This is a genomic window from Streptomyces echinatus (assembly GCF_014203595.1).
GTDB classification, from domain to species: domain Bacteria; phylum Actinomycetota; class Actinomycetes; order Streptomycetales; family Streptomycetaceae; genus Streptomyces; species Streptomyces echinatus.
Map to the genome: position 1 here is coordinate 584,733 of NZ_JACHJK010000001.1, position 25,871 is coordinate 610,603.

General features: G+C 72.1%; 25 protein-coding genes. 17 read left to right on the forward strand and 8 right to left on the reverse strand.

The window, feature by feature from the left end:
* The first annotated feature begins 8 nt into the window (after positions 1-8).
* Positions 9-1,013 carry an adenosine deaminase gene (locus tag FHS34_RS02510; RefSeq protein WP_184960037.1) on the forward strand — a complete coding sequence of 335 codons (1,005 nt, stop codon included), beginning with the start codon at positions 9-11 and terminating at the stop codon, positions 1,011-1,013.
* On the opposite strand, the gene FHS34_RS02515 is transcribed toward FHS34_RS02510, so the two are convergent.
* Positions 986-2,266: an MFS transporter gene (locus tag FHS34_RS02515; protein ID WP_184960039.1), complete on the reverse strand. Its 1,281-nt coding sequence runs from the start codon at positions 2,264-2,266 to the stop codon at positions 986-988. The two genes, FHS34_RS02510 and FHS34_RS02515, sit on opposite strands and share 28 nt — an antisense overlap.
* Positions 2,267-2,630: 364 nt before the next feature.
* Here FHS34_RS02515 and FHS34_RS02520 point away from each other — a divergent pair, with 364 nt between their 5' ends.
* From FHS34_RS02520 to FHS34_RS02550, 7 genes are all read left to right on the forward strand, one after another.
* Positions 2,631-3,527, forward strand: a complete 897-nt coding sequence (locus FHS34_RS02520) for a 5-dehydro-4-deoxyglucarate dehydratase (protein ID WP_221508512.1) — start codon at positions 2,631-2,633, stop codon at positions 3,525-3,527.
* Entirely contained in the window at positions 3,524-4,813 is a 1,290-nt protein-coding gene (locus FHS34_RS02525; RefSeq protein ID WP_184960043.1) for a glucarate dehydratase family protein, read from the forward strand. The genes FHS34_RS02520 and FHS34_RS02525 overlap by 4 nt, the downstream gene beginning before the upstream one ends.
* Before the next feature lie 72 nt (positions 4,814-4,885).
* Positions 4,886-6,043: a carbohydrate kinase family protein gene (locus FHS34_RS02530; RefSeq protein ID WP_184960045.1), complete on the forward strand. Its 1,158-nt coding sequence runs from the start codon at positions 4,886-4,888 to the stop codon at positions 6,041-6,043.
* A gap of 186 nt (positions 6,044-6,229) precedes the next feature.
* Positions 6,230-7,300, forward strand: a complete 1,071-nt coding sequence (locus FHS34_RS02535) for a PhoH family protein (RefSeq protein WP_184960047.1) — start codon at positions 6,230-6,232, stop codon at positions 7,298-7,300.
* A 15-nt stretch (positions 7,301-7,315) separates the two neighbouring features.
* Entirely contained in the window at positions 7,316-7,813 is a 498-nt protein-coding gene (gene ybeY, locus FHS34_RS02540) for an rRNA maturation RNase YbeY (RefSeq protein WP_184960049.1), read from the forward strand.
* A 9-nt stretch (positions 7,814-7,822) separates the two neighbouring features.
* Positions 7,823-9,124 (forward strand): hemolysin family protein, encoded by a 1,302-nt coding sequence (locus FHS34_RS02545; protein WP_184960051.1) that lies wholly within the window; start codon positions 7,823-7,825, stop codon positions 9,122-9,124.
* A complete protein-coding gene (locus FHS34_RS02550; protein WP_184960053.1) occupies positions 9,121-9,480 on the forward strand; it encodes an MmcQ/YjbR family DNA-binding protein in 360 nt (119 codons plus the stop codon). Before FHS34_RS02545 ends, FHS34_RS02550 begins: the two co-directional genes overlap by 4 nt.
* On the opposite strand, the gene FHS34_RS02555 is transcribed toward FHS34_RS02550, so the two are convergent.
* A complete protein-coding gene (locus FHS34_RS02555; protein WP_184960067.1) occupies positions 9,442-10,881 on the reverse strand; it encodes an MFS transporter in 1,440 nt (479 codons plus the stop codon). The two genes, FHS34_RS02550 and FHS34_RS02555, sit on opposite strands and share 39 nt — an antisense overlap.
* Before the next feature lie 148 nt (positions 10,882-11,029).
* Here FHS34_RS02555 and FHS34_RS02560 point away from each other — a divergent pair, with 148 nt between their 5' ends.
* The 5 genes from FHS34_RS02560 (at position 11,030) to FHS34_RS02580 (ending at position 15,783) form a co-directional block, all read left to right on the forward strand.
* Entirely contained in the window at positions 11,030-11,851 is an 822-nt protein-coding gene (locus FHS34_RS02560; protein ID WP_225817440.1) for a helix-turn-helix transcriptional regulator, read from the forward strand.
* Positions 11,852-11,879: 28 nt separating this feature from the next.
* Entirely contained in the window at positions 11,880-12,233 is a 354-nt protein-coding gene (locus FHS34_RS02565) for a cytidine deaminase (protein ID WP_184960071.1), read from the forward strand.
* A 400-nt stretch (positions 12,234-12,633) separates the two neighbouring features.
* The gene (locus tag FHS34_RS02570; RefSeq protein ID WP_184960073.1) at positions 12,634-13,110 is read left to right on the forward strand and encodes a hypothetical protein; all 477 of its coding nucleotides are present in this window, start codon (positions 12,634-12,636) and stop codon (positions 13,108-13,110) included.
* Between the two features lie 225 nt (positions 13,111-13,335).
* Positions 13,336-14,664: a WxL domain-containing protein gene (locus FHS34_RS02575; RefSeq protein WP_184960075.1), complete on the forward strand. Its 1,329-nt coding sequence runs from the start codon at positions 13,336-13,338 to the stop codon at positions 14,662-14,664.
* Positions 14,665-14,763: 99 nt separating this feature from the next.
* The gene (locus FHS34_RS02580) at positions 14,764-15,783 is read left to right on the forward strand and encodes a WxL protein peptidoglycan domain-containing protein (RefSeq protein WP_184960077.1); all 1,020 of its coding nucleotides are present in this window, start codon (positions 14,764-14,766) and stop codon (positions 15,781-15,783) included.
* Here FHS34_RS02580 and FHS34_RS02585 read toward each other — a convergent pair.
* Positions 15,677-16,015 (reverse strand): P-II family nitrogen regulator, encoded by a 339-nt coding sequence (locus FHS34_RS02585; protein ID WP_184960079.1) that lies wholly within the window; start codon positions 16,013-16,015, stop codon positions 15,677-15,679. The two genes, FHS34_RS02580 and FHS34_RS02585, sit on opposite strands and share 107 nt — an antisense overlap.
* Positions 16,012-17,328 carry an ammonium transporter gene (locus tag FHS34_RS02590; protein ID WP_184960081.1) on the reverse strand — a complete coding sequence of 439 codons (1,317 nt, stop codon included), beginning with the start codon at positions 17,326-17,328 and terminating at the stop codon, positions 16,012-16,014. The genes FHS34_RS02585 and FHS34_RS02590 overlap by 4 nt, the downstream gene beginning before the upstream one ends.
* 175 nt (positions 17,329-17,503) lie before the next feature.
* Here FHS34_RS02590 and era point away from each other — a divergent pair, with 175 nt between their 5' ends.
* A complete protein-coding gene (gene era / locus FHS34_RS02595) occupies positions 17,504-18,457 on the forward strand; it encodes a GTPase Era (RefSeq protein ID WP_184960083.1) in 954 nt (317 codons plus the stop codon).
* 20 nt (positions 18,458-18,477) lie between these two features.
* Here the strand turns inward: era and FHS34_RS02600 are convergent, their stop codons facing one another.
* A complete protein-coding gene (locus FHS34_RS02600; protein WP_184960085.1) occupies positions 18,478-19,338 on the reverse strand; it encodes a helix-turn-helix transcriptional regulator in 861 nt (286 codons plus the stop codon).
* Between the two features lie 122 nt (positions 19,339-19,460).
* On the opposite strand from FHS34_RS02600, the gene FHS34_RS02605 reads away from it, so the two are divergent.
* The gene (locus FHS34_RS02605) at positions 19,461-20,315 is read left to right on the forward strand and encodes an NAD-dependent epimerase/dehydratase family protein (RefSeq protein ID WP_184960087.1); all 855 of its coding nucleotides are present in this window, start codon (positions 19,461-19,463) and stop codon (positions 20,313-20,315) included.
* Positions 20,316-20,379: 64 nt separating this feature from the next.
* Here the strand turns inward: FHS34_RS02605 and FHS34_RS02610 are convergent, their stop codons facing one another.
* Complete coding sequence (locus FHS34_RS02610) at positions 20,380-21,693, reverse strand: GH1 family beta-glucosidase (protein ID WP_184960089.1); 1,314 nt, start codon at positions 21,691-21,693, stop codon at positions 20,380-20,382.
* A gap of 105 nt (positions 21,694-21,798) precedes the next feature.
* Here FHS34_RS02610 and FHS34_RS02615 point away from each other — a divergent pair, with 105 nt between their 5' ends.
* Positions 21,799-22,347 carry a GNAT family N-acetyltransferase gene (locus tag FHS34_RS02615; RefSeq protein ID WP_184960091.1) on the forward strand — a complete coding sequence of 183 codons (549 nt, stop codon included), beginning with the start codon at positions 21,799-21,801 and terminating at the stop codon, positions 22,345-22,347.
* Between the two features lie 20 nt (positions 22,348-22,367).
* On the opposite strand, the gene FHS34_RS02620 is transcribed toward FHS34_RS02615, so the two are convergent.
* Both FHS34_RS02620 and FHS34_RS02625 read right to left on the reverse strand, forming a co-directional pair.
* Complete coding sequence (locus FHS34_RS02620; RefSeq protein ID WP_184960093.1) at positions 22,368-22,634, reverse strand: protealysin inhibitor emfourin; 267 nt, start codon at positions 22,632-22,634, stop codon at positions 22,368-22,370.
* Positions 22,635-22,655: 21 nt separating this feature from the next.
* Complete coding sequence (locus FHS34_RS02625; RefSeq protein ID WP_184960095.1) at positions 22,656-23,726, reverse strand: M4 family metallopeptidase; 1,071 nt, start codon at positions 23,724-23,726, stop codon at positions 22,656-22,658.
* A 333-nt stretch (positions 23,727-24,059) separates the two neighbouring features.
* On the opposite strand from FHS34_RS02625, the gene leuA reads away from it, so the two are divergent.
* The gene (leuA, locus tag FHS34_RS02630; RefSeq protein ID WP_184960097.1) at positions 24,060-25,781 is read left to right on the forward strand and encodes a 2-isopropylmalate synthase; all 1,722 of its coding nucleotides are present in this window, start codon (positions 24,060-24,062) and stop codon (positions 25,779-25,781) included.
* The last annotated feature ends 90 nt before the right edge of the window (positions 25,782-25,871 follow it).

Sequence of the window (25,871 nt, forward strand, 5' to 3'; positions counted from 1 at the left end):
ATGCTTTGATGCCCCTCCCGAAAGCAGAACTGCACCTCCACATCGAAGGCACCCTGGAGCCGGAGCTGGCGTTCGAGCTGGCCGCCCGCAACGGCGTGAGGCTTCCGTTCGCGGACACCGAGGAACTCCGCGAGGCCTACCGGTTCAAGGACCTCCAGTCCTTCCTGAACCTGTACTACGAGCTGATGGCGGTCCTGCGCACCGAGCAGGACTTCGCCGACCTGGCCGACGCCTACCTCGCCCGGGCGGCCGCGCAGGGCGTACGGCACGCGGAGATCTTCTTCGACCCGCAGGCCCACATCGCGCGGGGCCTGAGCCTCGGCACGGTCGTGGAGGGGCTGTGGCGGGCGCTCGGCGACAGCGAGCGGAACCACGGCGTCTCCACCCGGCTCATCATGTGCTTCCTGCGCGACGAGTCCGCCGACTCGGCGCTGGAGACGCTGCAGGCCGCGACGCCGTACCTGGACCGGATCACCGGCGTCGGCCTGGACTCCGCCGAGGTCGGGCACCCGCCGCTCAAGTTCCGGGACGTGTACCGGACCGCCGCCGCGCTCGGCCTGCGCAGGGTCGCGCACGCCGGTGAGGAGGGGCCGCCGGAGTACATCACCGAGGCGCTGGACGTGCTCGGCGTGGAGCGCGTCGACCACGGTCTGCGCTGCCTGGAGGATCCCGTCCTGGTCGAGCGGCTGGTCCGGGAGCGGATCCCGCTCACGCTGTGCCCGCTGTCCAACGTCCGGCTGCGTGCCGTGGACACCCTGGCCGACCATCCGCTGCCGGCCATGCTCGACGCGGGCCTGCTGTGCACGGTCAACTCCGACGACCCGGCGTACTTCGGCGGGTACGCGGGGGACAACTTCCGCGCGGTGCGGGAGACCCTGGGCCTGAGCGAGGACCGGCTGCGCGAGCTGGCCCGCAACTCCTTCCTCGCCTCCTTCCTGGAGGACGACGAGGAGCGCAGGGCCCGCTATCTCGCCGAGGTCGACGCCTACGAGTTCGGCGACGCGGTGTCGTAAGCGCGCTGCGCGGGCACGACGGGCGTCTCCACCGGCACCTCCACGACCGGGAGTTGGGCCACCGGGACGTCCCTGGCCGCGCGTTCCGCGAGGGGGATCTCCACGACGGGGATCTCCAGGACGGTCCGGGGACGCCTGCCGGCCCGCAGCGCCACCACCGTCATCGGTACGGCGATCAGCAGCAGCCCGGCGCCGAGCACCCTGCCCATCACCGGGAAGCCCGCGCCCGCCGCCAGCACGCTCCCCGCCAGCGGTCCCGCCGCCGTCCCCAGCGAGGACGCCGAGCCGACCAGGACCGCCCAGCGGCCGCGCGGATCGAGGGAGGCGGCGAGGCCGATGACGTACGACAGGACGACGGGGTACAGCAGGTTCCAGGAGATCTCGCCCGCCGCGAAGGCGGGGAGGTCCCGCGCGGAGGCGCTGAGCGCGATGCACCCCGCTATCAGTGCCGTGCCGGCACCGATGGGCACGCCCCGGCCCAGCCGCTGCCCGAGGGCGCCCGCGCCGATGACCCCGACGAGTCCGGCGCCCAGCGCGACCGCGAACACCGCGCCGACGGTGACCTCGGAGAGCCGGGCCTGATCGAGTCCGATCCGGCCGCTGACCCCCCACAGCGAGTTCTGGGCCAGGGACCAGAACGGCATCGCGGCGGCCAGCAGCAGTCCGGCCCGCGGGTGCGGGAGTCTGCCGTGCACGACGGTCGTGCGGGCCGGGGCGGTACGGCCGGTCAGCCGGCCGGTGAGCGGCCAGACGGCGAGCGCGGTCAGCGCGAGGGCGGCCAGCGGGAGACCGTGGCCGGGGCCGAGGTGCGGGATCGTCAGATACAGGGCGCCCGCGAGCGCGGAGACGCCGAGCAGGCCCCGCGTGGTGACCCGGTGCGGATCAGGCTGGGCGGCGATGCCGCTCGCGGCGACCGCCGTGACCGTGCCGGACCCGAGACCGCCGACGACCGCGCCCGCGACGACGGCCGGTACGGCGCCGGTGAGGGCGGCGCCGCCGTAGCCGAGGGCGGCGAGCGCCAGCCCGGCGCGGGCGAGGGCGCGGGGGCCGATCCGGTCGACCCGGGAGGCCAGCAGGAAGCCCGCGGTCGCCGAACTCAGCAACAGGGCACTGCCGATGGCGCCGGCCTGGGTGGCGGTGAGCGGGAGTCCGCCGTCGAGTCTGCCGACGGTGGTGGGCAGCAGGTAGGGGGCGAGGTACCCGGCCGTGAACAGGGCGACGAGGGGCCGGGGCAGGGTGCGGGGGGCGGACACGGGCGTTCCCAGGGCAGGCGGAAGGAGCGGCTCGGAAAAGGGGGTTGGGGCGACGACCGTCGACGGACAGGAACGCGCGAGCAAGTTGTATCAAGCACGTGGTTCCGGAAGAAGATCGGGGGCTGTGATCCGGGTCACGCTGGCGTTTGGGTCCGTCGGGGCCGGGTAAAAGCGTGTGCTTCCGGGCTCCGGGTGCCCCCCGCCGTCAGGCCGGGAGAGGTGCTTCCGGGTGTCCCGTCATTGACGGCCGCTCGTTCACCTCTCTAGCCTGAGTTCTCATACATAGACGCTATTCATAAGGGGAGATGGTCAGGTGGGCGGCGACCCGGCTCCGCAGAACACGGCGCGGCGACTGCGGGAGGGGATGGCGCACGGCGTGCTCTCCTTCCCGCTCACCGCCTTCCACGACGACGGCACCCTCGATCCCGACGGCTTCCGCGCCCACGCGGCCGACCGGCTGGCGGCCGGCCCCGGCGCCCTCTTCCCCGCCTGCGGCACCGGCGAGTTCTTCTCGCTGGACGAGGACGAGTACCGGACCGTCGTCACCGTCGCCGTCGAGGAGGCGGCGGGCCGGGTGCCCGTGGTGGCCGGCACCGGATACGGCTGGGCGCAGGCCGCCCGGTTCGCGCGGATCGCCGAGGAGGCGGGCGCCGACGCCCTGCTCGTGCTGCCGCACTATCTGACCGACGCCCCGCAGGACGGCCTCGCCGCCCAGCTGGAGCGGCTCGCGGCCCGCACCCGGCTGCCGCTGATCGCCTACCAGCGCGGCCAGGTCGCCTACGACGTGACCACGTTGCGGCGCATCGCCCGCATCCCGAACGTCATCGGCGTCAAGGACGGCCACAGCGACCTGGACCGGCTGCAGCGCCTCACCCTCGCCGCCCCCGACGGCTTCCTCTTCTTCAACGGAGCCGCCACCGCCGAGATCCAGGCCCGCGCCTACGCCGCCGTCGGCGTCCCCGCCTACTCCTCCGCCGTCCACGCCTTCGCCCCCGAGATCGCCGGCGCCTTCTTCACCGCGCTGCGGGACGACGACCACAAGACCGTCGACAGGCTGCTGCGCGAGTTCTACGTCCCGTTCGTCGAACTCCGCGACCGCGCGCCCGGATACGCCGTGTCCCTGGTGAAGGCGGCGGCCCGGCTGCGCGGGCAGCGCGTCGGACCCGTGCGCGCCCCGCTCGCCGACCCCTCGCCCGCCGACCTCGCCGAGCTGAAGGCCCTCCTCACCGCCGGACTCGACCTCGTGGGAGCCGCTCTGTGACCCGTGACCTGACCATCGCCGAGGTGCGGCTGACCCCGATCCTGGTCGCCGACGCGCCACTGCTCAACACCCAGGGCGTGCACCAGCCGTACACCCCCCGGCTGATCGTGGAGATCGTCACCGCCGACGGGATCACCGGGGTCGGGGAGACCTACGGCGACACCAAGTACCTGGAGCCGGCCCGGGCGCTGGCCGAACGGCTCACCGGCCGGTCGGTCATGGATGTGAACGGGCTCTTCGGGATCGACCTCGCCGTGGACGCCTCCCGGGTGGAGGGCCGGACGGACGCCGGCGGACTGCGCGGAGTGCAGAGCGCCGGCAAACTGCGGCTGTCCGTGCTCTCCGCCTTCGAGGTCGCCTGCCTCGACGCCCAGGGCAGGGCGCTCGGCCTGCCCGTGCACGCGCTGCTCGGCGGCAAGGTGCGGGACGCGGTCGAGTACAGCGCCTACCTCTTCTACAAATGGGCCGCCCACCCCGCGGGCGTCCCCGCCGAGCCCGACGAGTGGGGCGCCGCGCTCGACCCGGCCGGCGTGGTGGAACAGGCCCGCCGGCTCCGGCAGCGGCACGGATTCGGCTCGTTCAAGCTCAAGGGCGGGGTCTTCCCGCCCGACGAGGAGATCGCGGCCGTCCGCGCCCTCGCCGAGGCCTTCCCCGGACACCCGCTGCGGCTCGACCCCAACGGCGCCTGGTCCGTCGCCACCTCGCTGAAGGTGGCGAAGGAACTCGGCGACGTCCTGGAGTACCTGGAGGACCCCACGCTGGGCACGCCCGCCATGGCCGAGGTGTCCGCGGCCACGGACGTACCGCTCGCCACCAACATGTGCGTGACCACCTTCGGCGAGATCAAGGAGGCGTTCACGCGCGACGCCGTGCAGGTCGTGCTCTCCGACCACCACTACTGGGGCGGGCTGCGCAACACCCAGCGGCTCGCCGCGGTCTGCGCCGCCTTCGGGGTCGGGGTGTCCATGCACTCCAACACGCATCTCGGCATCAGCCTCGCCGCGATGACCCAGGTGGCCGCCACGGTCCCCGGCCTCCACCACGCCTGCGACTCCCACTACCCGTGGCAGCCCGAGGACGTCCTCACCGAGCGGGCCGTCTTCGTGGACGGCCGGGTCGCCGTGTCCGACGCGCCCGGCCTCGGCGTCGAGCTGGACCGCGACGAACTCGCCCGGCTGCACCGGCGGTGGGCCGAGGACGACGGCTGGCTGCGGGACCGCGACGACGCGGCGGCGATGCGGACGGCCGAACCGCACTGGCGGACACCGGTGATGCCCCGCTGGTGACCGTCGCGTGGGCGTCCCGGAGCGTGACCTGGTGCACACTGGCCAGAACCGCACCACGCCAGGGAGCGCACCGTGACGCCGTCACACACCCTCGCCGGAGAGGAACCGGAACACCTCACACAGGCAGCGCGCCGCCAGACACAGGTCGACCCGCTCGCCGCGCTGCGCGCCCCCGGAGACCCGCCCTGGGACGTCTACCTCACCGGCACGGTCTTCCTCGACATCATCTTCACCGGCCTGGACTCGGCACCGGTCCGCGGCACCGAGTCCTGGGCCCGGGGCATGGGCTCCAGCCCCGGCGGGGTCGCCAACATGGCCGCCGCCCTGGCCCGGCTCGGCCTGCGGACCGCCCTCGCCGCGGCCTTCGGCGACGACCACTACGGCGAGTACTGCTGGGACGCGCTGGAGCAGGGCGAGGGCATCGATCTCTCGGCCTCGCGGACCGTGCCCGGCTGGCACTCCCCGGTGACCGTCTCCATGGCCTACGAGGGCGAGCGGACGATGGTCTCCCACGGGCACGAGCCGCCGCCCGGCACCGCGTTCGTCCCGGACGGGATCCCGGCCCGCCCGCCCCGCGCGCGGGCCGCCGTCGCCTCCCTCACGCCGGGGCGCAGCGCGCCGTGGATCGCCGGGGCGGCCCGTGCGGGCACCCGCATCTTCGCCGACGTCGGCTGGGACGAGACGGGTGCGTGGGATCTTTCCGGCCTCGCCGACCTGGAGCACTGCGAGGCGTTCCTGCCCAACGCGGAGGAGGCGAAGCGGTACACCGGCGCCGATTGCCCGCGGGTGGCCGCGCACGCCTTGAGCGCGTACGTGCCGGTCGCCGTGGTGACCCTCGGGGAGGAGGGGGCCTACGCGGTGGACCGGCGCACGGGGGAGGCGGCCGAGGTGCCGGCGATCGCCGTGGAGGCGCTGGATCCGACCGGGGCGGGGGACGTGTTCGTCGCCGGGTTCGTGACGGGTTCCCTGGCGGGGTGGCCGCTGGCGGACCGGCTGGCCTTCGCGGGGCTGACGGCGGCGCTGTCGGTGCAGGAGTTCGGGGGGTCGCTGTCGGCGCCGGGGTGGTCGGAGATCGGGGCGTGGTGGCGGCGCGTGCAGTCCTTGCCGGGGCAGGAGCCGAGGGCGTTGGAGCGGTACGCGTTTCTGGAGGGGCTGGTGCCGGAGCGGCTGGACCGGCCGTGGCCGCTGCGGCGGGCGGTGCCGACGATCGGGTTCGGCCGGTCCGGCTGACGCCCCCGGGGGGATGGGGCGGGTTTCCGGCTCGGTCTGCCGAGGAGTGGCCGGGTGTGGGGTGTGAGGTGGGTGCGGGAAAAGGCCTGGGGTGTTGTCAGTCCACCGTCGTACCCTGGAGTCGCGAGGCCGCCCTCAGCTACGCGGCCGTGACGAGGAGGAAGCGCAGGCCTTCAGCGCCGGCCCATGACACAGACACCCACAGCTCACACCCCTGCGCAGGAGCAGGCGAGAGCGCAGTTGACCGTCCCCGCCCAGCACCCCATGGTGACCGTGCTGGGTTCCGGCGACTCTCTCCTGCGCGTCATCGAGAGGGCCTTCCCGGCGGCCGACATCCATGTCCGGGGCAATGAGATCAGCGCGGTCGGCGACCCGGCCGACGTCGCCCTGATCTCGCGCGTGTTCGACGAGATGATGCTGGTGCTCCGCACCGGGCAACCGATGACGGAGGACGCAGTGGAACGCTCGATCGCCATGCTCAAGGCGAGCGACAACGGGACGAGCGACGGGCCCGAGACCCCGGCGCAGGTGCTGACGCAGAACATCCTGTCCTCGCGCGGCCGCACGATCCGTCCCAAGACCCTCAACCAGAAGCGGTACGTCGACGCGATCGACAAGCACACGATCGTCTTCGGCATCGGCCCCGCCGGCACCGGCAAGACCTACCTGGCCATGGCCAAGGCCGTGCAGGCCCTGCAGTCCAAGCAGGTCAACCGCATCATCCTGACCCGTCCCGCGGTCGAGGCCGGTGAGCGGCTCGGCTTCCTGCCCGGCACGCTCTACGAGAAGATCGACCCGTACCTGCGCCCGCTGTACGACGCGCTGCACGACATGCTCGACCCCGACTCCATCCCGAGGCTGATGGCCGCGGGCACGATCGAGGTCGCGCCGCTCGCCTACATGCGCGGCCGCACGCTCAACGACGCCTTCATCATCCTGGACGAGGCCCAGAACACGAGCCCCGAACAGATGAAGATGTTCCTCACCCGCCTCGGCTTCGACTCGAAGATCGTGATCACCGGTGACGTGACGCAGGTCGACCTGCCGGGCGGCACCAAGTCCGGTCTGCGCCAGGTGCAGGAGATCCTGGAGGGCGTCGAGGACGTCCACTTCTCCCGGCTGTCGTCCCACGATGTCGTACGGCACAAGCTGGTGGGCCGTATCGTCGACGCGTACGAGGTGTACGACAGCAAGCACGGCACCGAGAACGGCACCCACAAGGGCGGCCGGGGCCGGTCCGGGCACAAGGGGAAGTAGAGACACGGCACCACCATGTCGATCGACGTCAACAACGAGTCCGGCACCGAGGTAGACGAGCAGGCGATCCTCGACATCGCCCGCTACGCGCTCGCTCGGATGCGCATCCACCCGCTCTCCGAACTCTCGGTGATCGTCGTGGACGAAGACGCCATGGAGCAGCTGCACATCCAGTGGATGGACCTGCCGGGTCCGACCGATGTCATGTCGTTCCCGATGGACGAGCTCCGGCCGCCGTCGAAGGACGACGACGAGCCGCCGCAGGGACTGCTCGGTGACATCGTGCTGTGCCCGGAGGTCGCCACCAAGCAGGGGGCGGAGGCTCCCACGCAGCACTCCATGGACGAGGAGCTCCAGCTGCTCACCGTGCACGGCGTGCTGCACCTGCTCGGGTACGACCACGAGGAGCCCGACGAGAAGGCCGAGATGTTCGGGCTCCAGGCCGCCATCGTGGACGGGTGGCGGTCCGAGCACGGTCTGACCGGGCCGTCCCCGGCGCCGACCGTCTCGTAAGCGGGCCGTATGTCTCCGCAGATCGTCGTCGGCGCGATCGCGCTGGTCGTCGTGGCCTGGCTCGCCGCCTGTGCGGAGGCGGGCCTTGCGCGCGTCTCCAGCTTCCGCGCCGAGGAGGCCGTGAAGTCCGGCCGGCGGGGCAGCGCCAAGCTCGCCCAGATCGCCGCCGACCCCACCCGCTACCTGAACGTCGCCCTGCTGGTCCGGGTGGCCTGTGAGATGGCCGCCGCGGCGCTGGTGACCTACGCCTGTCTCCAGGAGTTCGACGCCACCTGGCAGGCGCTGCTGGTCGCCATCGGCGTGATGGTGCTCGTGTCGTACGTCGCCGTCGGCGTCTCCCCGCGCACCATCGGCCGCCAGCACCCCCTCAACACGGCCACCGTGGCGGCGTACGCGCTGCTGCCGCTGGCCCGGATCATGGGGCCCATCCCCTCGCTGCTGATCCTCATCGGCAACGCGCTGACACCCGGCAAGGGCTTCCGGCGCGGCCCCTTCGCCTCCGAGGCGGAACTGCGCGCGCTGGTCGACCTCGCCGAGAAGGAGTCGCTGATCGAGGACGAGGAGCGCCGCATGGTGCACTCCGTCTTCGAGCTGGGCGACACCTTGGTGCGCGAGGTGATGGTGCCGCGGACCGACCTGGTCACCATCGAGCGCTTCAAGACCATCCGGCAGGCCCTCACCCTCGCCCTGCGCTCCGGGTTCTCCCGGATCCCGGTCACCGGCGAGAACGAGGACGACATCGTCGGGATCGTGTACCTGAAGGACCTGGTCCGCAAGACGCACATCAACCGGGAGGCGGAGGGCGACCTGGTGTCCACGGCCATGCGCCCGGCCGTGTTCGTGCCCGACACCAAGAACGCCGGCGACCTGCTGCGGGAGATGCAGAAGGAACGCAACCACGTCGCCGTCGTCATCGACGAGTACGGCGGCACCGCCGGGATCGTCACCATCGAGGACATCCTGGAGGAGATCGTCGGCGAGATCACCGACGAGTACGACCGCGAGCTCCCGCCCGTGGAGGACCTCGGCGACGACCGCTACCGGGTCACGGCCCGCCTGGACATCACCGACCTCGGCGAGCTCTACGGCCTGGAAGAGTACGACGACGAGGACGTGGAGACCGTCGGCGGACTGCTCGCCAAGGCGCTCGGCCGGGTACCCATCGCCGGCGCCTCCGCCGCGGTCGACCTGCCCGACGGACGCCGCCTGCGGCTGACCGCGGAGGCCGCCGCCGGCCGCCGCAACAAGATCGTCACGGTGCTGGTGGAGCCGGTGCCCGTGCCCGCCGCCGAGAAGGACGAACCCGAGTGAGCCCCCGGGAGCTGCGCGCCCTCTGCCTGTCCTTCAACGCGGTCGTGGAGGACTTCCCCTTCAACCCGGAGGCCTCGGTCTTCAAGGTGCTGGGCAAGATGTTCGCGCTGACGAACCTGGACGCGCGGCCCCTCACGGTCAACCTCAAGTGCGATCCGGAGGACGCGATCCGGCTGCGCGGCGAGCACGAGGGGCTGATCGTCCCCGGCTGGCACATGAACAAACGGCACTGGAACACCGTGACGGCCGACGGCGGACTCCCGGACCGGCTGGTCCGGGAGCTGGTCGAGGACTCGTACGACCTGGTCGTCGCCGGCCTACCGCGCGCCGAGCGGCTGCGGCTGGACCGTCCGTGACCTGAGGCCCAGACCGACCAGGACGGCCGCGGCGAGGACCACGCCCGCGTCCAGGGCGAGGACCGTGTGCGCCCCGCTCAGCAGGTCGTCCGAGGTGGTGGCCAGCACGCCCAGCAGCGGGATACCGACCGTGAGGCCGACCTGCTGGGTGGAGGTCACCAGGCCGGTGGCCAGGCCCTGCTCCTCGTCCGGGACACCGGAGGTGACGGTGATCCCGTACGAGATGATCGCGCCCAGGTGGCACATGCTCGCCAGCGACACGGCGGCCGTGGCCAGCCACACCGACCAGCTGCGGTCGTTCAGCAGGACCAGGGCCGCCACCAGCGTGCCCTGACCGGCCAGCGAGCCCACCAGGGTGCGACGGGCGCCGAAGCGGCCGACGACCCTCGCCGCGAGCGTGCCGGCGACGGCCGACAGCAGGCCCTGGACGCCGAAGACCAGGCCCGTCTCGAAGGCCGACAGGTGCAGGACCTCCTGCAGGTACAGGGTCAGCACGAAGATCACCGTCGACATCATCGAGAAGGTGACCAGACCGCCCACATTGCCCCAGGCCACCGTGCGGCGGCGCAGCATGGGGAGCGAGACGAGGGGGGACGCCGAACGGGACTCGATCACGGCGAACGCGGTGAGCAGCAGCAGGCCGGCGATCAGCGCGGTGACGACGTCCGTCCGGCCGAAGCCGTGGTCGGCGGCCGTGGACAGGGCGTAGATCAGCGACAGCAGACCGGTGGTGACGGTGACCGCTCCGGGCACGTCCAGCCGGGGGCGCTCAGGCGTGCGGGACTCCGGCAGCAGACCGGGCGCGAGCGGCAGGACGACCAGCGCGAACACCGTCAGCAGGGCCATCGTGGAGCGCCAGCCGAGCGTGTCCGTCAGCACACCGCCCGCGACCATGCCGATGGTGAAGCCCAGCGACAGCAGCGTGCCGGAGATGCCGAGGGCGCGGTCCCGGGCCGGGCCCTCCGGGAAGGTGGTGGTCAGCAGCGACATGCCGGCCGGCACGATCGCCGCCGCGGCGAGGCCCTGCAGCGCCCGCCCCGCGAGGAAGGACGCCGGGTCCCAGGCCAGCGTCGCCAGCAGCGAGGCCGCGCCGAACAGGCCCAGACCGGTCAGGAGCAGCCTGCGGCGGCCGTACAGGTCGCCGATGCGGCCGAACAGGAGCAGGAAGCCGCCCGAAGGCAGCGCGAACGCGGTGACCGCCCACTGCAGGGCGGACTGGCTCATGCCGAGGTCGTCGCCGAGGTCCGGCAGGGCCACGTTGAGGACGGAGAAGTCCAGCGCGACCATGAACTGGGCCGCGCACAGGACGAACAGGACGAGCTTGTCACGCGTCGACAGCCGGGGGGTGCCGAGCGGTGCGTCCGTGGACGCGGACGGTGGGGTGGTGGTGTCGATCGCCATGCGACGAGCATCGGGTGATCGGAATACGGGTGGGGAGTCGGAACTTATGGTGGTGGTGGTACCACCAGAGACGACGGGGGAGGAGCGGTACGTGCCGGCTGTGGGGGCGACGAGGAGTCAACGGCAGAACGAGCTGCGCGAGTTCCTGATGAGCCGGCGGGCCCGGGTCAGACCCGAGGAGGCCGGACTGCCGGGCGGCGGCGGCCGGCGGCGTACGCCCGGACTGCGCCGGGAGGAGGTCGCGGTGCTCGCCGGTGTGGGCGCCTCCTGGTACCAGTGGCTGGAGCAGGGCCGGGACATCTCCGTCTCCCCGCAGGTCCTCGACGCCGTGGCCCGGGTGCTCAGGCTCAGCGACGCCGAACGCCGGCATCTGTACCTGCTGGCCGGACTGAACCCGCCGGCGCCCCAAGTGGCGCCCGAGAAGCGGGACATGTGCGACGGGCTGCGGAGGCTGATCGACACCTGGATGCCGTACCCGGCCCACATCATGGACGTGTACTACAACTGCGTGATGTACAACGACGCCGCGGCCCTCGTGCTCGGGATGCGGCCGGACAACACGCAGAACTGCCTGATCGACTTCTTCGCCGATCCGCTGTACCGGTCGCGCAGCAGCAGCTGGGAGCGGAACGCCCGCACGGTCGTCGCGCAGTTCCGGGCGGCGTGCGCGGCCCGGCCGGACGACGAGGGGTTCCAGTCGGTGCTGGCCGAGGCGTCGGCCCGCAGCCCCGAGTTCCGGGCGCTGTGGGCCGAGCGGGACATCGAGGACCAGGGGCAGGTCCGCAAGGAGCTGGACCACCCGGTGGTCGGGCTGCTGGTCGTGGAGTCGACCGTGATGAAGGTGCCGGCCAGGCCCGATCTGATGATCGTGCTGCACGCCCCGCTGGACGAGGCGAACACCGCGGCGAAGCTGGAGTGGCTGGCGTCTCCGGAGGGGCGGCGGGGCGCCATGTACCCCGTGGCGGGGTGAACCCGTCGTGGCTTCGTATGCTCGGGGCATGACGGAGAGCAGCGCGCTTGACCCCGAGGACCGCAAGATCGTCACCCTGGCCCGTTCCGCGCGGGCCCGCAACGGTGTGCCCGAAGGGGCGGCCGTACGGGACGAGACCGGACGTACGTATGTCGCCGGGTCGGTGGAGCTCGCCTCGCTGAGGCTCAGCGCGTTGCGTACGGCCGTTGCCATGGCCGTGGCCTCGGGGGCGCGGTCTCTGGAGGCGGCGGCCGTGGTGAGTGACGCGGAGGGGGTGCCGGCCGAGGATCTGGCTGCCGTTGCCGATCTCGGGGGTGCGGGGACGCCGGTGCTGCTCGCCGGTGCCGACGGTGTGGTGCGGGAGACCGTTTCCGCCGGCTGACGTACCAGGGGGCTCCGCCCCCTCGACCCCCGTCCCGCCCGCGCGCCCACCCGTCTCAGTCCGCCGAAAGGGCACCGACCGGGGTGGGTGCTCGGCCGGCTGGGCGTGTGCGGCCGGGGTGGAGGCTCGGTCCGCTGGGGTGGTTCTGTCGGTCGAGGCGGGGTCGGGCGCGGGCCGAAGTGCCCCGGGGTGGTTCGTTCGCTCGTCACCGAACAAAAGGTCGGCTGGAATTCAACCTTGTTGGGGGCTGGTCGGTCCGCGTCAATGGACCCCGTACCGTCCGACGGGCCGTCAGATCCGCACCGCCGCGCAGCGCGCCCGCACCCACCTGCGTCGGCCTCCCCGTCCGTCGGTGTCCCCACATGGCACTCCCCCCACACGGAAAGGGAAGCGGATCTCCATGAGAGGCAAGCGCACGGCAACGGGTGCGGCACTGGCCGCCGGGGCCCTCGCGGTCACCGGACTCGCCTTCGCGCCCACCGCGGCCGCCGTCACCCCCCAGACGGCGACCATCAACGCGAGCTGCGGCATCTTCGGCGGTGGCGCGGCCACACTCACCGCCACCCAGAGCGGCAACGCGGCCACCATCACCCTCACCTCCTCCGCGATCAAGGCGCCCGTCGCGGTGGCCCCGGACTCGATCACCTCCACGCTCACCCTGGTCAAGGCGAGCGGCGGCACCACCGTCTTCAGCGGGACGAAGAACCCGGCCATGCCCAGTGGCTCGGCGGTCAGCGTCGGCCCGCTGCCCGGCACCGTGGCCTTTGGCGACAGCCTGGAGGCGTACGGCGGGTCGCTGAAGATGGTGATCTTCGGTGTCACCGTGACCTGCAAGGCCACGGCCAAGCAGTCGCCCGGCCCGTTCGTCTTCGACTGAGCCACCGGCCGGTCCGGAGCCGATCCGGTCGGCCCGGCGGCCGATCCGGCCCGTCCGGCTGAGCGATCTGTTCCGGATCGTGCCGTAACTCCCACAGATGCCGCAGAAACTGATGATCCGTCAGATTTCTGCGGCATCTCCATTGACTTCTCACCCCCGCTCCACATCAATGCCCCCTGTCGGCGCAGATGAGCCGCTGCGCCAGCAACCCTCAGGAGGGGGCCCATGGGTCCGACCACCCCAAGAACCCGGCGGTGGCGCTGGGCGTCACTGCTCGGGTCGACCGCCCTCGCGGTCACCGCGGGCGGCGCGCTGGCCTGTCCGGCCGGCGCCGCCGGCACGAACGTGGACTTCGCCACGCACTGCATCCCGCCCGCCGTCTCCGGCCTGCCGCCGATCGACGGCACCACCACCGCGAGCGTGTCGGTGGACAACATCAAGCCCAAGGTGGGCGACACGGTCACCGTGACCTACACGGTGGTCACCCCCGCCGCGGGCAACCCCACCGACCTGGCCCTGCCGGCCGACATCATGACCCCGACCGGCAAGGTCGCGCTCGGCGGCGCCCAGACCGGGTCCGTCACGGTCGCCGGGCCGAAGAAGAACACCCCGGTGCCGGGGAAGGCACCCTTCCCGTCCTTCTCCATGACCGGCACGTTCACCGTCACCAAGCCCGGGCAGATCACCCTCTCGCCCGGCGACTACAACATCCACACCAGCTACATCCTGGAGCTGGACACCCCGTGCACGGTCATCACCCCGCCCGCCCCGGCCTCGGAGACCATCACCGCGACCGACGGCACCCCGGCCAACACCCGGGCCATCTCGCTCGGTTCCGCCTCCGGTGACGCCGGTGCCGGCGTCACTGTCAGCGGCACCAACTTCACCCCGGGCGCGAGCGTCACCCTGGCCGGACGGTCCGGGACCACCCAGACCGCGGACACCGCGACCGTGACCGCGAACGCCCAGGGCTCCTTCAGCGGCTCCCTCGTCGTCAACGACAGGACGACGACCGGGATCGTGGCCTACGAAGGCGCCTCCTGGAACGCGGACAAGGGCGCCGGACCCGCGGCCTACGTCGTCAACGACAACACACCCGTCCCCGACGGCAGCCAGAAACTGACCACCACCGTCAAGGCGGGCACCCTGTCCATGTCCCAGGCCGGGGACTCCGTCGCCCTGTCGGCGGTCGACTTCGGCCAGGGCGGGGCCTCCACCGGGGGCCTCAACACCGTGACCGTCAAGGACTTCCGCGGCGGCCCCGCCGGCTGGTCCCTGACCGGCAAGGTCACCGACTTCACCGGTCCCGGCGCCAGGATCGACGCCGGGAAGCTGAGCTGGTCACCGGCCTGCGCGGCCAAGGCGGGCAGCCCCAGCACCTGCAAGGCCGGTTCGGCCGGCACCGTGGGCACCTCGGGAGCGACCCTCGCGTCCACCGCGAACGGCACGCTCACCGGCGGTGAGTTCACCGTCGACGCCGGACTCTCCCTGGACGTACCCGCGTTCACGCCCCCGGGTTCCTACTCCGGTGTCCTGACCCTCACCCTCACCTGACCGACCGCACACCGACACCGGTGGCCGGGCGCCCCGCCCTACGACCGGGGCCGCACCCGCCCGACCGCCACCGACCCGGCCCATGGGAGGTCCGCACCCATGCGCAAGCCGTATGTCCTCCTCCTGATCCTGCTCTGCCTCCTCGGCCTGCCCGCGGGCGGCACCGCCCACGCCGCCGACAACGGCAGCTGGTCCGTCTACCCGGTCGCCTCGAAGATCGCCGCGCGGCCCTACTTCACCTTCTCCGCCGAGCCCGGCCAGACCCTCACCGACCAGGTCGCCGTGCAGAACAAGACCGGCCGGCCGCTCACCTTCCGGCTGTACGCGGCCGACGCCTACAACACCGCCCGGGACGGCGGTTTCGCCGTGCGGACCGTCCGGGAACGCATGCACGGCGTGGGCGCCTGGGCGAAGCCCGCCAGATCCCGGGTCACCGTCCCGGCCCACAGGACCGTCACCGTGCCCTTCAGCCTGCACGTCCCCGACGGCGCCGAGCCCGGCGACCACCCGGGGGCCGTCGTCGCCCTCGACGAGCGGGTGGACCCCGGCAGCGGCAAGCTCGCCCTCGGGGTGCAACGGGCCGTCGGCGCCCGCGTCTATCTGCGGGTCGGCGGCCCCGCCCTGCCCGCGCTCTCCGTCGAGCAGGTGCGGATCAGCCATCACCAGCCACTGGTCCCGGGCCTCGGCGACAGCACGGCGACCGTCTCCTACACCCTGCGCAACACCGGGAACGTCACCCTCAGCCCCGAGGTGAACCTGAAGGCACGCGGGCTGTTCGGCCGTACGCTGCTCGACCGGGACCTCACCCGCGTGCCCGCCGAGCTGCTGCCGGGGCAGCGGGTACGGCTCACCGAGACCTGGCGCGGGGCGCCCCAGTTCGACCGGGGTGACGTGACGCTCACCGCGAGCGCGCCGGGCACCCGCCAGACGGCCGGCGCCTCCTTCCTGGCGCTGCCCTGGCTGCTGGTGGCGCTGGTGTTCACCGCCGGTGCGCTCACCGGGGCGCTGCTGGTCAGAGCGCGTCGGGTCCGCGCTCGCCGGTCCGCACCCGTACGACCGTCTCGACGGGAACGGACCACACCTTCCCGTCCCCGATCTTCCCCGTCTGCGCGGCCCTGACGATCGCGTCGATCACATCGTCCGCCACCGCGTCCTCCACCACGACCTCGATGCGGGCCTTCGGCACCAGGTCGACCCGGTACTCGGCCCCGCGGTACACCTCGGTGTGGCCGCGCTGCCGGCCGTAGCCGCTTGCCTCCGTCACGGTCAGACCCTGCACTCCCAGCTCCTGCAGGGCGGTCTTGACCTCGTCCAGACGGTACGGCTTGACGATCGCGGTGATGAGCTTCATGCCTGGGTGTCGACCTTCTGCGCGCTGGTGCCGGTGAGGACGGAGTGGGAGACCGGGGCGCCGTGGCCCAGGACGCCGTGATCGTATGCCGTCTCGGCGTGCACCGTAAGGTCCAGACCGGTGCGTTCCTGCTCCTCGTCCGCCCGCAGGCCCAGCACCTTGTCGATCAGCTTGCCCAGGCCGTACGTCACCGTGAACGCGTACCCGGCCACGACCACCACGGCGAGCAGCTGCCTGCCGAGCGGGGCGAGTCCGCCGCCGTAGAACAGACCCTCCGTGCCGCCGGTCATCGCCTTCTCGGCGAACAGGCCGATCAGCACGGTGCCGATGATCCCGCCGACCAGGTGGACGCCGACGACGTCCAGCGAGTCGTCGTAGTTCAGCCGGAACTTCCAGCTCACGGCGTACGAGCAGACGACGCCGGCGGCGAGGCCCACGACGAGGGCGCCGAGCAGGGAGACCGTGCCGCAGGACGGGGTGATCGCCACCAGGCCGGCCACCGCGCCGGAGGCGGCGCCGAGGGTGGTCGGGTGGCCGTCGCGCCGCTGCTCGACGAAGAGCCAGCCGAGCAGGCCGGTGCAGCCGGCGGCGAGGGTGTTGAGGAACGCGGCGGCGGCCAGGCCGTTCGCACTCAGCGCGGAGCCCGCGTTGAAGCCGAACCAGCCGAACCAGAGCAGACCGGCGCCGAGGACCACCATGGGCAGGTTGTGCGGGCGCATGGCGTCCTTCTTGAAGCCCAGCCGCGGGCCGAGGACCAGGCACAGGGCGAGACCGGAGGCGCCGGAGGTGATCTCGACCGGCAGACCGCCGGCGAAGTCGAGCGCGCCGAGCCGGTCGAGGATCCAGCCGCCCGGGCCCCACACCCAGTGCGTCACCGGAACGTATACGAGGAGCGTCCAGACGGGGACCAGGACCAGCCACGCCGAGAATTTCGTCCGGTCGGCGACCGCGCCGCTGATCAGCGCGGCCGTGATGACCGCGAAGGTCAGCTGGAAGGTGGCGAAGAGGAGGGTGGGCACCGTGCCGTGGACGCTGTCCGGGCCGAGGCCGCGCATACCGGCGTGTCCGAGCCCGCCGATCAGGCCGCCGCCGATGTCGTCGCCGAACGCGAGGGAGTAACCGGCCGCCAGCCACACCACCGTCACCAGGGCGATCGACACGAAGCTCATCATCAGCATGTTGAGGACGCTCTTGGTGCGGACCATGCCGCCGTAGAACAGGGCCAGGCCCGGTGTCATCAGCAGGACGAGAGCGGTCGCGGCGAGCAGCCAGGCGGTGTCGCCGGTGTCGACGTGGGCTGCGGCGAGGGTCACGGGCGTCTCCAACGGTGTGGGGGCTGCGTCAGAGCGTCACCGGCATGCGTTTCCGGTCGCGTACGGGTGTGTTTCCGTGACGTTTCGTCGCGTGCGGGTTTCCGGAAGCTCACACGGAGGGGCCGTGTGCCGGGGCGGTACGGCTCAGCCTCGTGGATCAGGGACAATGAACGCCATGAGCGTTCGCACCCCGTCATCCGAGCAGCCGGCCGAGACCGTCCACCGCGCCGGCTTCGCCTGCTTCGTGGGCCGCCCCAACGCGGGCAAGTCCACCCTCACGAACGCTCTGGTCGGGCAGAAGGTGGCGATCACCGCCAACCAGCCGCAGACGACCCGGCACACCGTGCGCGGGATCGTGCACCGGCCGGACGCCCAGCTGATCCTGGTGGACACGCCGGGACTGCACAAGCCGCGCACGCTGCTCGGCGAGCGGCTCAACGACGTCGTGCGCACGACGTGGGCCGAGGTCGACGTGATCGGCTTCTGCCTGCCGGCGAACGAGAGGATCGGCCCCGGCGACCGCTTCATCGCCAAGGAGCTGGCCGGGATCAAGAAGTCCCCGAAGGTCGCCATCGTCACCAAGACCGACCTGGTCGACTCCAAGACCCTCGCCGAGCAGCTGATCGCGATCGACCAGCTCGGCAAGGAGCTGGGCATCGAGTGGGCGCAGATCGTCCCGGTGTCGGCGACGGCGAACAAGCAGGTCGACCTGCTGGCGGACCTGCTGATCCCGATGCTGCCCGAGGGCCCGGCCCTCTACCCCGAGGGCGACCTCACGGACGAGCCCGAGCAGGTCATGATCGCGGAACTCATCCGCGAGGCCGCGCTGGAGGGTGTCCGCGACGAGCTGCCGCACTCCATCGCCGTGGTCGTGGAGGAGATGCTGCCGCGCGAGGACCGTCCGGCGGACAAGCCGCTGCTGGACATCCACGCCAACGTCTACATCGAGCGGCCCAGCCAGAAGGGCATCATCATCGGCCCCAAGGGCAAGCGCCTCAAGGAGGTCGGGATCAAGTCCCGCCGCCAGATCGAGGCGCTGCTCGGTACGCCGGTCTTCCTGGACCTGCACGTGAAGGTGGCCAAGGACTGGCAGCGCGACCCGAAGCAGCTCCGCAAGCTGGGCTTCTAGCCTTTCGGTCGCCGCGCGCGTCAGGTCCGGCCGGCCGGGTTCCGGGGGGTCATGTCCTGGAGCCCCACCACCCTCAGCAGCTGGAGCCGCTCGTGGGACTCCGTGCCCGGGCGGGCCGTGTGGATGATGAGGTGCTGGCGGCGCTCGTGGCTCAGCAGCACCTCGCAGTCCAGTTCCAGCAGGCCCACCACCGGGTGCAGGAAGCGCTTCTTCGCCGGGCGGCGCCGGGACACCTCGTGCTCGTCCCAGAGCCGGGCGAACTCCTCGCTGGCCGAGCGGAGTTCGGCCACCAGGGCGGCCGGTTCCGGGTCCTCGGGGTGGGCCGCCGCCACCGCGCGGAGGTTCGCGACATGGTCCCGGGCATGGGCCGGAAGATCCTCCGCCGGGAAGAGCGCGCGGGCCGTGGGGTCCAGGAAGAACCGCCGGGTCAGATTCCGCTCGCGCGGCGGACGGGCGAGCGCGTCGCCCACCAGCGCCTTGGCCGGCGCGTTCTGCGCCAGCACCGTGCCGCAGTCCGTGACCACCTGCGCCGGTGAGTCGTACAGCCGGTCCAGCACCAGCAGCAGCCCGGGGCGGACATGGGCCGACGCGGTCTCCCGGCGCGGCGGCTCCTCGCCCACCAGGTGGAACAGATGGTCCCCTTCGTCGTCGGTCAGCCGCAGCGCGCGGGCCAGCGCCACCAGCATCTGGCGGGAGGGGCGCGGGCCGCGGCACTGCTCCAGGCGCGTGTAGTAGTCCACGGACATCCCGGCCAGCGACGCCACCTCCTCCCGGCGCAGTCCGGGCGTGCGACGGCGGGTGCCGGGGGCGAGGCCCACGTCGGCCGGTCCCAGACGGGCCCGGCCACGGCGCAGGAAGTCGGCGAGTTCGGCTCGGTTCACCCCTTCAGGGTGGGGCAGACCACCGGGCTTATCCAGGGACTGCCGATCCCCTGATCGGAAGGTCTCTCCCGGCCGGCGCCGCTGCGTCCGACAGTGGTGGCACCCGACGGGAGGAGCGAACGATGGTGACACTGGTGACGGGCACGACGGGGCAGGTCGGACGGCGATTCGTGCCGAGGCTGCTGGCGCGGCGGCGGCCGGGGGAGGAGGTGCGGGTCCTGGTGCGCGACGCGGAGCGCGGGGCGCCCTTCGCGGAGCTCGGCGCCCGGATCGTGGTCGGCGACCTGCGGGACGAGGAGGCGCTCGGCAAGGCGGTGGCCGGGGTGGACGCGGTCGTGAACATCGCGGCGTCCTTCCGCGGGGTGCCGGACGACGAGGTGTGGGCGGTCAACCGGGATGCGGCCGTGGCACTGGGCCGGGCCGCGCTGGCCTCGGGGGTACGGCGTTTCGTGCAGGTCAGCACGGGTCTGGTGTACGGCGTCGGGCGGGGCCGCCCGCTGACCGAGGACGACGAGACCCGGCCCGGCGGCGCGATGTGGGGCGCCTACCCCGAGTCCAAGGCGGCGGCCGAGCGGGAACTGCTCGGGCTGGACGGTCTCGACGTGCGGGTGGCCCGGCTGCCCTTCGTCTACGGCGAGGGCGACCCGCACCTCGCCCAGTCCCTGCGCTGGGCCGCGCACTGGGCGCCCACCCAGCGGCTGCACATGGGCCACCACGCCGACGTCGCCCAGGGGCTGCTGCGCCTGCTGCACGCACCGGCGGTGCGCGGCCCGGTCCACAACATCGCCGACGACGCCCCGGTCACGGCGGTCGAGCTGCACCAGCTCAACGGCGCCGAGGTGCCCGCCGGCATGGACGCCCGGACCGATCCGGACCCGTGGCTGGGCATCATGTCCACCGAGAAGATCCGCCGGGACCTCGGATACCGGCCCCTCCACCCCACCGTCTGGGCCGCCCGGGACGCCGGAGCGCTGTGACGCGGGGGCCGGCCCCGCGGATCCGCCCTCCGCGCCGCCCCGGCCCCCGCGCGGGCGGCGGTGGTCACCGCTGCGCGCGCAGCAGTTCCCGGAACCAGTGGTAGGAGGACTTGGGGGTGCGTTCCAGCGTCGCGTAGTCCACGTGCACCAGGCCGAACCGGCGGGCGTAGCCCTCCGCCCACTCGAAGTTGTCCATCAGGGACCACACGAAGTAGCCGCGTACGTCGACCCCGGCCTCCACCGCCCTGTGCAGGGCGCGGACGTGGGCGTCCAGGTAGGCGATGCGCTCCTGGTCGTCGACGCCGTCGTAGGAGCAGCCGTTCTCGGTGATGACGACGGGCGGGAGCCGGTCGCCGTAGCGGTCGCGGAAGCCGGTGAGCAGTTCGGTCAGCCCCTCCGGTACCACCGGCCAGCCGAAGTCGGTCACCGGGCGGCCCTCGATCTCCCGGACCGAGAAGGGGAGTTCGGCGGGGAGCGCGAGCCCGCCGTACTCGCCGTCACCGCCGCCGGGCGCCCCCACCAGGGACGGCGCGTAGTAGTTCACGCCGTACCAGTCGACCGGCTCGGCGATGATCTTCAGGTCCTCCTGGGCGTCCCCGGGCATCAGCTCGCCCATGCCGTCCGGGTAGGCGCCGAGAATGACCGGCTCGGCGAACAGCCGGTTGAGCAGGACGTCGTAGAAGCCCGCCGCCTCCACGTCGGCCGGTTCCCCGGAGGCGGGCCAGGTGGGGCCGTGGGAGTTGGCGATGCCGACGTCCGTGGCGCCGGCCGCGCGCAGGGCCCGCACGGCGAGGCCGTGGGCGAGGAGCTGGTGGTGGGCGACCGGGAGGGCGTCGAAGAGCAGCCGCCCGCCGGGGGCGTGGGCGCCGATCGCGTGCCCCAGCAGCGTGTGTTCCGCGGGCTCGTTCAGCGTGATCCACTTGCCGACCCGGTCGCCGAGCCGTTCGGCGACGACCGTCACGTAGTCGGCGAACCGGGCCGCCGTGTCCCGTTCCAGCCAGTCCAGCGAGGCGGGCAGGTCCCAGTGGAAGAGGGTGGGGACGGGGCGTACGCCCGCCGCGCACAGCTCGTCCACGAGGCGGTCGTAGAAGTCCAGTCCGCCGGGGGAGTTCACCCGCGGCCAGGAGACCGAGAAGCGGTACGCGTCCACGCCGAGGCCGGCGAGGAGCGCCACGTCCTCGGGATAGCGGTGGTAGTGGTCGCAGGCCACCGCCGCCGTCGAGCCGTCCTTCACCCGCCCGGGCTCGGCCGTGAACACGTCCCACACGGACGGTTCCCGCTGTGCCGCCGCCCCCTCGATCTGATGGGCCGAGGTCGACACGCCCCACAGGAAGCCGGCCGGGAACCGGGGGATCTCGGTGCCTGCGTCAGTCGCCATGGCCGGATCATCCGTACCCCGGGTAACCCACGTCAACGCCTGTGCGTGAACCGGTGGTTGCCCATGAGGGGAGCTTCGGCCGCGCGGGGTTCCTATGATCACGGGATGATCGAAGGCAAACTCGTGCGACTGCGCGCCCTGCGCGCCGAGGACCTGGACACCCAGCTGCGCTGGCGCAACGACCCGGAGGTGGCCCACTGGGCGACCGGCGGCCATCCCGGCTTCGGCCCGGTGACCCGCGAAGCCATGGAGCGGTTCCACGAGGGCCGGCTGCGCGAGGACCCGCGCGACGGCGCCACGTTCACCGTCGAGGAGCGGGAGAGCGGCCGGCCCGTCGGCATGGCCGACTACCGCGGCCTGGACCCGTTCGCCGGGCGGGCCACGGTCGGGATCACCATCGGCGAGCGGGACCTGTGGGGCGCCGGCCACGGCGGTGAGGCGCTGTCGCTGCTGCTGGACCACCTGTTCGGGGCCTGCCGCCTGCACCGGGTCGAGCTGGAGACGTGGAGCGGGAACGAGCGTGCCCAGCGGGCGTTCCGCCGTCTCGGCTTCGTCGAGGAGGGGCGCCGCCGGGCGGCCGTACGGGTGGGCGGGGAGTGGTACGACGAGGTGCTCTTCGGGCTCTTGCGCGAGGAGTGGGAGGCGGCCCGCTGAAAGGGGCGGGGTGCCCTCCGTCACGCCCCCTCTTTCAGTACCCGTGACACCAGGTCCCGCTGATCCTGGGTCAGTCGGGGGTCCGCCGCGTACACCGTGCGGCCGTCCACCGTGATCTCGTAGCTGAAGCCGTCCGGGACCCCCGCCGGAGGCGTGCCCCGGCCGGACGCGACGACGCGTTCGGCCAGGGTCTGCCACTCGTGGGCGTCGGGCCGGCCCGAGGTGTCCACCTCGGCCCGGCGCTCGATGCCCGCGAAACCGCCCGTGCGCCGCACTCGAATACGCATGGGTCTCTGTGTAGTACGGAACTACAGCGTCCGCACCCCTACCTGTTCCCACGCCTTCTGCACGCCCAGGAGTTCGTCCCCGGCGCCGTACCGCTCCCGGGCCGCCTTCACCGTCAGCGTGGCGAAGTCGGTGAACAGGGCCTTCTCCTTCAGGTCGCCGCCGGTCAGCACGTCGTACCAGATCTGGCCGGCCTTCTCCCAGGCGTAGCCGCCGAGGGCCGTGGCGGCGAGGTAGAAGGCGTGGTTGGGGATGCCGGAGTTGATGTGCACGCCGCCGTTGTCGCGGCCGGTGCGGACGTAGTCCTCCATCGTCGCCGGCTGCGGGTCCTTGCCGAGGACGTCGTCGTCGTACGCCGTGCCCGGGGCCTTCATCGAGCGCAGGGCGGTGCCGGTGACGCGCGGGGCGAGGAGTCCGGCGCCGATCAGCCAGTCGGCCTCGGCGGCGGTCTGGCCCAGCGTGTACTGCTTGATCAGCGAGCCGAAGACGTCGGAGAGCGACTCGTTGAGCGCGCCGGGCTGACCGAAGTAGGTCAGGTTCGCGGTGTGCTGGGTGACGCCGTGGGTCAGCTCGTGGCCGATGACGTCGACCGGGAGGGTGAAGTCGAGGAAGATCTCGTTGTCGCCGTCGCCGAACACCATCTGCTCGCCGTTCCAGAAGGCGTTGTCGTAGCCCTCGCCGAAGTGCACCGTGGCGTCCAGCGGCAGCCCGTTGTCGTCGATGGAGTGCCGGCCGTACGCCTTCAGGTACAGGTCGAAGGTGGCGCCGAGGCCCGCGTAGGCGCGGTTGACGGTGGCGTCGGAGCCGGGCTCGGAGCCCTCCTCGCGGACCTTGGTGCCGGGCAGGTCCTGGGTGTGCCCGGCGTCGTAGATGGTGCGGTGCGGCTGGTCGGCGGCGGCGCCCGTGGGCGGGGCGACGGAGGGCGCGCCGATCACCGTGGTCAGGCGGCGCTTGGTGCGCTGGTAGGCGTCGTGCTCCAGGGACCGGCGGGCCGGACCGGAGAGCGCGGAGTCCTCGTGGCGGGCGAGCCGGTCGAGGACGTGCGGCGGCACGATCGTGCAGAAGACGGGCTCGAAGCCCCCGTTGGTGGTCATGTCCGGCACCATCGCACTGTGTGATGCAAGTGTCACTACCTGCCACCATGATTGGTGAAATACCCGGACACGGATCGCGACGCTCCGTGACGATGTGCTAGGGCGGTGTGGTACAGCGCACTTTTTGTCCTGATTTGCCGGGTGGTCCCGCATACTGGGACAGGCCCGCGCACCCGGACCGGCTCGGCTAGGCTGCGGAACATCATGCGTTCCTGGCTGCTTCTTCTTAGCTGCCGCGGCGAGGGCCTGTAGTCGAGGCCGACTCCCTCCCCGCGGAGCTTGGCGTTGCGTCGTCGGCCGTCCTTCCGGACACCCTGAGGAGCCTTACGCATCATGGCCAACCGCCAGCAGCCCAGCCCCATGCCGATCCACAAGTACGGCCGCTACGAGCAGGTCGACATCCCGGACCGCACCTGGCCCGGCAAGCGGGTCACCGCCGCTCCCCGCTGGCTCTCCACCGACCTGCGTGACGGCAACCAGGCCCTGATCGACCCCATGTCGCCCGAGCGCAAGCGCCGGATGTTCGACCAGCTGGTCAAGATGGGCTACAAGGAGATCGAGGTCGGCTTCCCCGCCTCCGGCCAGACGGACTTCGACTTCGTGCGCTCGATCATCGAGGAAGAGGGCGCGATCCCGGACGACGTCACCATCTCCGTACTGACCCAGGCCCGCGAGGACCTGATCGAGCGGACGGTGGAGTCCCTGAAGGGCGCCAAGCGGGCCACCGTGCACCTGTACAACGCGACGGCCCCGGTCTTCCGCCGGGTGGTCTTCCGCGGCTCCAAGGACGACATCAAGCAGATCGCCGTCGACGGCACCCGCCTGGTGACCGAGTACGCCGAGAAGCTGCTGGGTCCCGAGACCGAGTTCGGCTACCAGTACTCGCCGGAGATCTTCACCGACACCGAGCTGGACTTCGCCCTGGAGGTCTGCGAGGCGGTCATGGACGTCTGGCAGCCCGGCCCGGGCCGCGAGATCATCCTCAACCTGCCCGCCACCGTGGAGCGTTCCACGCCGTCCACGCACGCGGACCGCTTCGAGTGGATGCACCGCAACCTCTCCCGCCGGGAGCACGTCTGCCTGTCCGTCCACCCGCACAACGACCGCGGCACGGCCGTGGCCGCCGCCGAGCTGGCGCTGATGGCCGGCGCCGACCGCATCGAGGGCTGCCTGTTCGGGCAGGGCGAGCGCACCGGCAACGTCGACCTGGTCACCCTGGGCATGAACCTCTTCTCCCAGGGCGTCGACCCGCAGATCGACTTCTCCGACATCGACGAGATCCGTCGCACGTGGGAGTACTGCAACCAGATGGAGGTCCACCCGCGCCACCCGTACGTGGGCGACCTGGTCTACACGTCCTTCTCCGGCTCCCACCAGGACGCCATCAAGAAGGGCTTCGACGCCATGGAGGCCGACGCGGCCGCCAGGGGCGTCACCGTCGATGACATCGAGTGGGCGGTGCCGTACCTGCCGATCGACCCGAAGGACGTCGGCCGCTCCTACGAGGCCGTCATCCGCGTCAACTCGCAGTCCGGCAAGGGCGGCATCTCCTACGTCCTGAAGAACGACCACAAGCTGGACCTGCCGCGCCGGATGCAGATCGAGTTCTCGAGGCTCATCCAGGCGAAGACGGACGCCGAGGGCGGCGAGATCACGCCGAAGGAGATCTGGGCGGTCTTCCAGGACGAGTACCTGCCGAACCCGGACAACCCCTGGGGCCGCGTCCAGGTCAGGACCGGCCAGTCCACGACCGACACCGACGGCGTCGACACCCTGACCGTCGAGGCCACCGTCGACGGCGAGGACACCGTCCTGACCGGTTCCGGCAACGGTCCGATCTCGGCCTTCTTCGACGCCCTGCAGTCCATCGGCCTGGACGTACGCCTGCTGGACTACCAGGAGCACACGATGAGCGAGGGCGCCTCCGCGCAGGCCGCCTCCTACATCGAATGCGCGATCGACGGCAAGGTTCTGTGGGGAATCGGCATCGACGCGAACACGACGCGTGCGTCGCTGAAGGCGGTCGTCTCCGCCGTCAACCGCGCGAGCCGCTGACCCCGTCCCACCGGGACTTTCGCCGCCCCGGCCGCCCGACACGGCGGCCGGGGCGGCGTCGATTGTCGGCCATCGCGCCCCTCAGGTCAC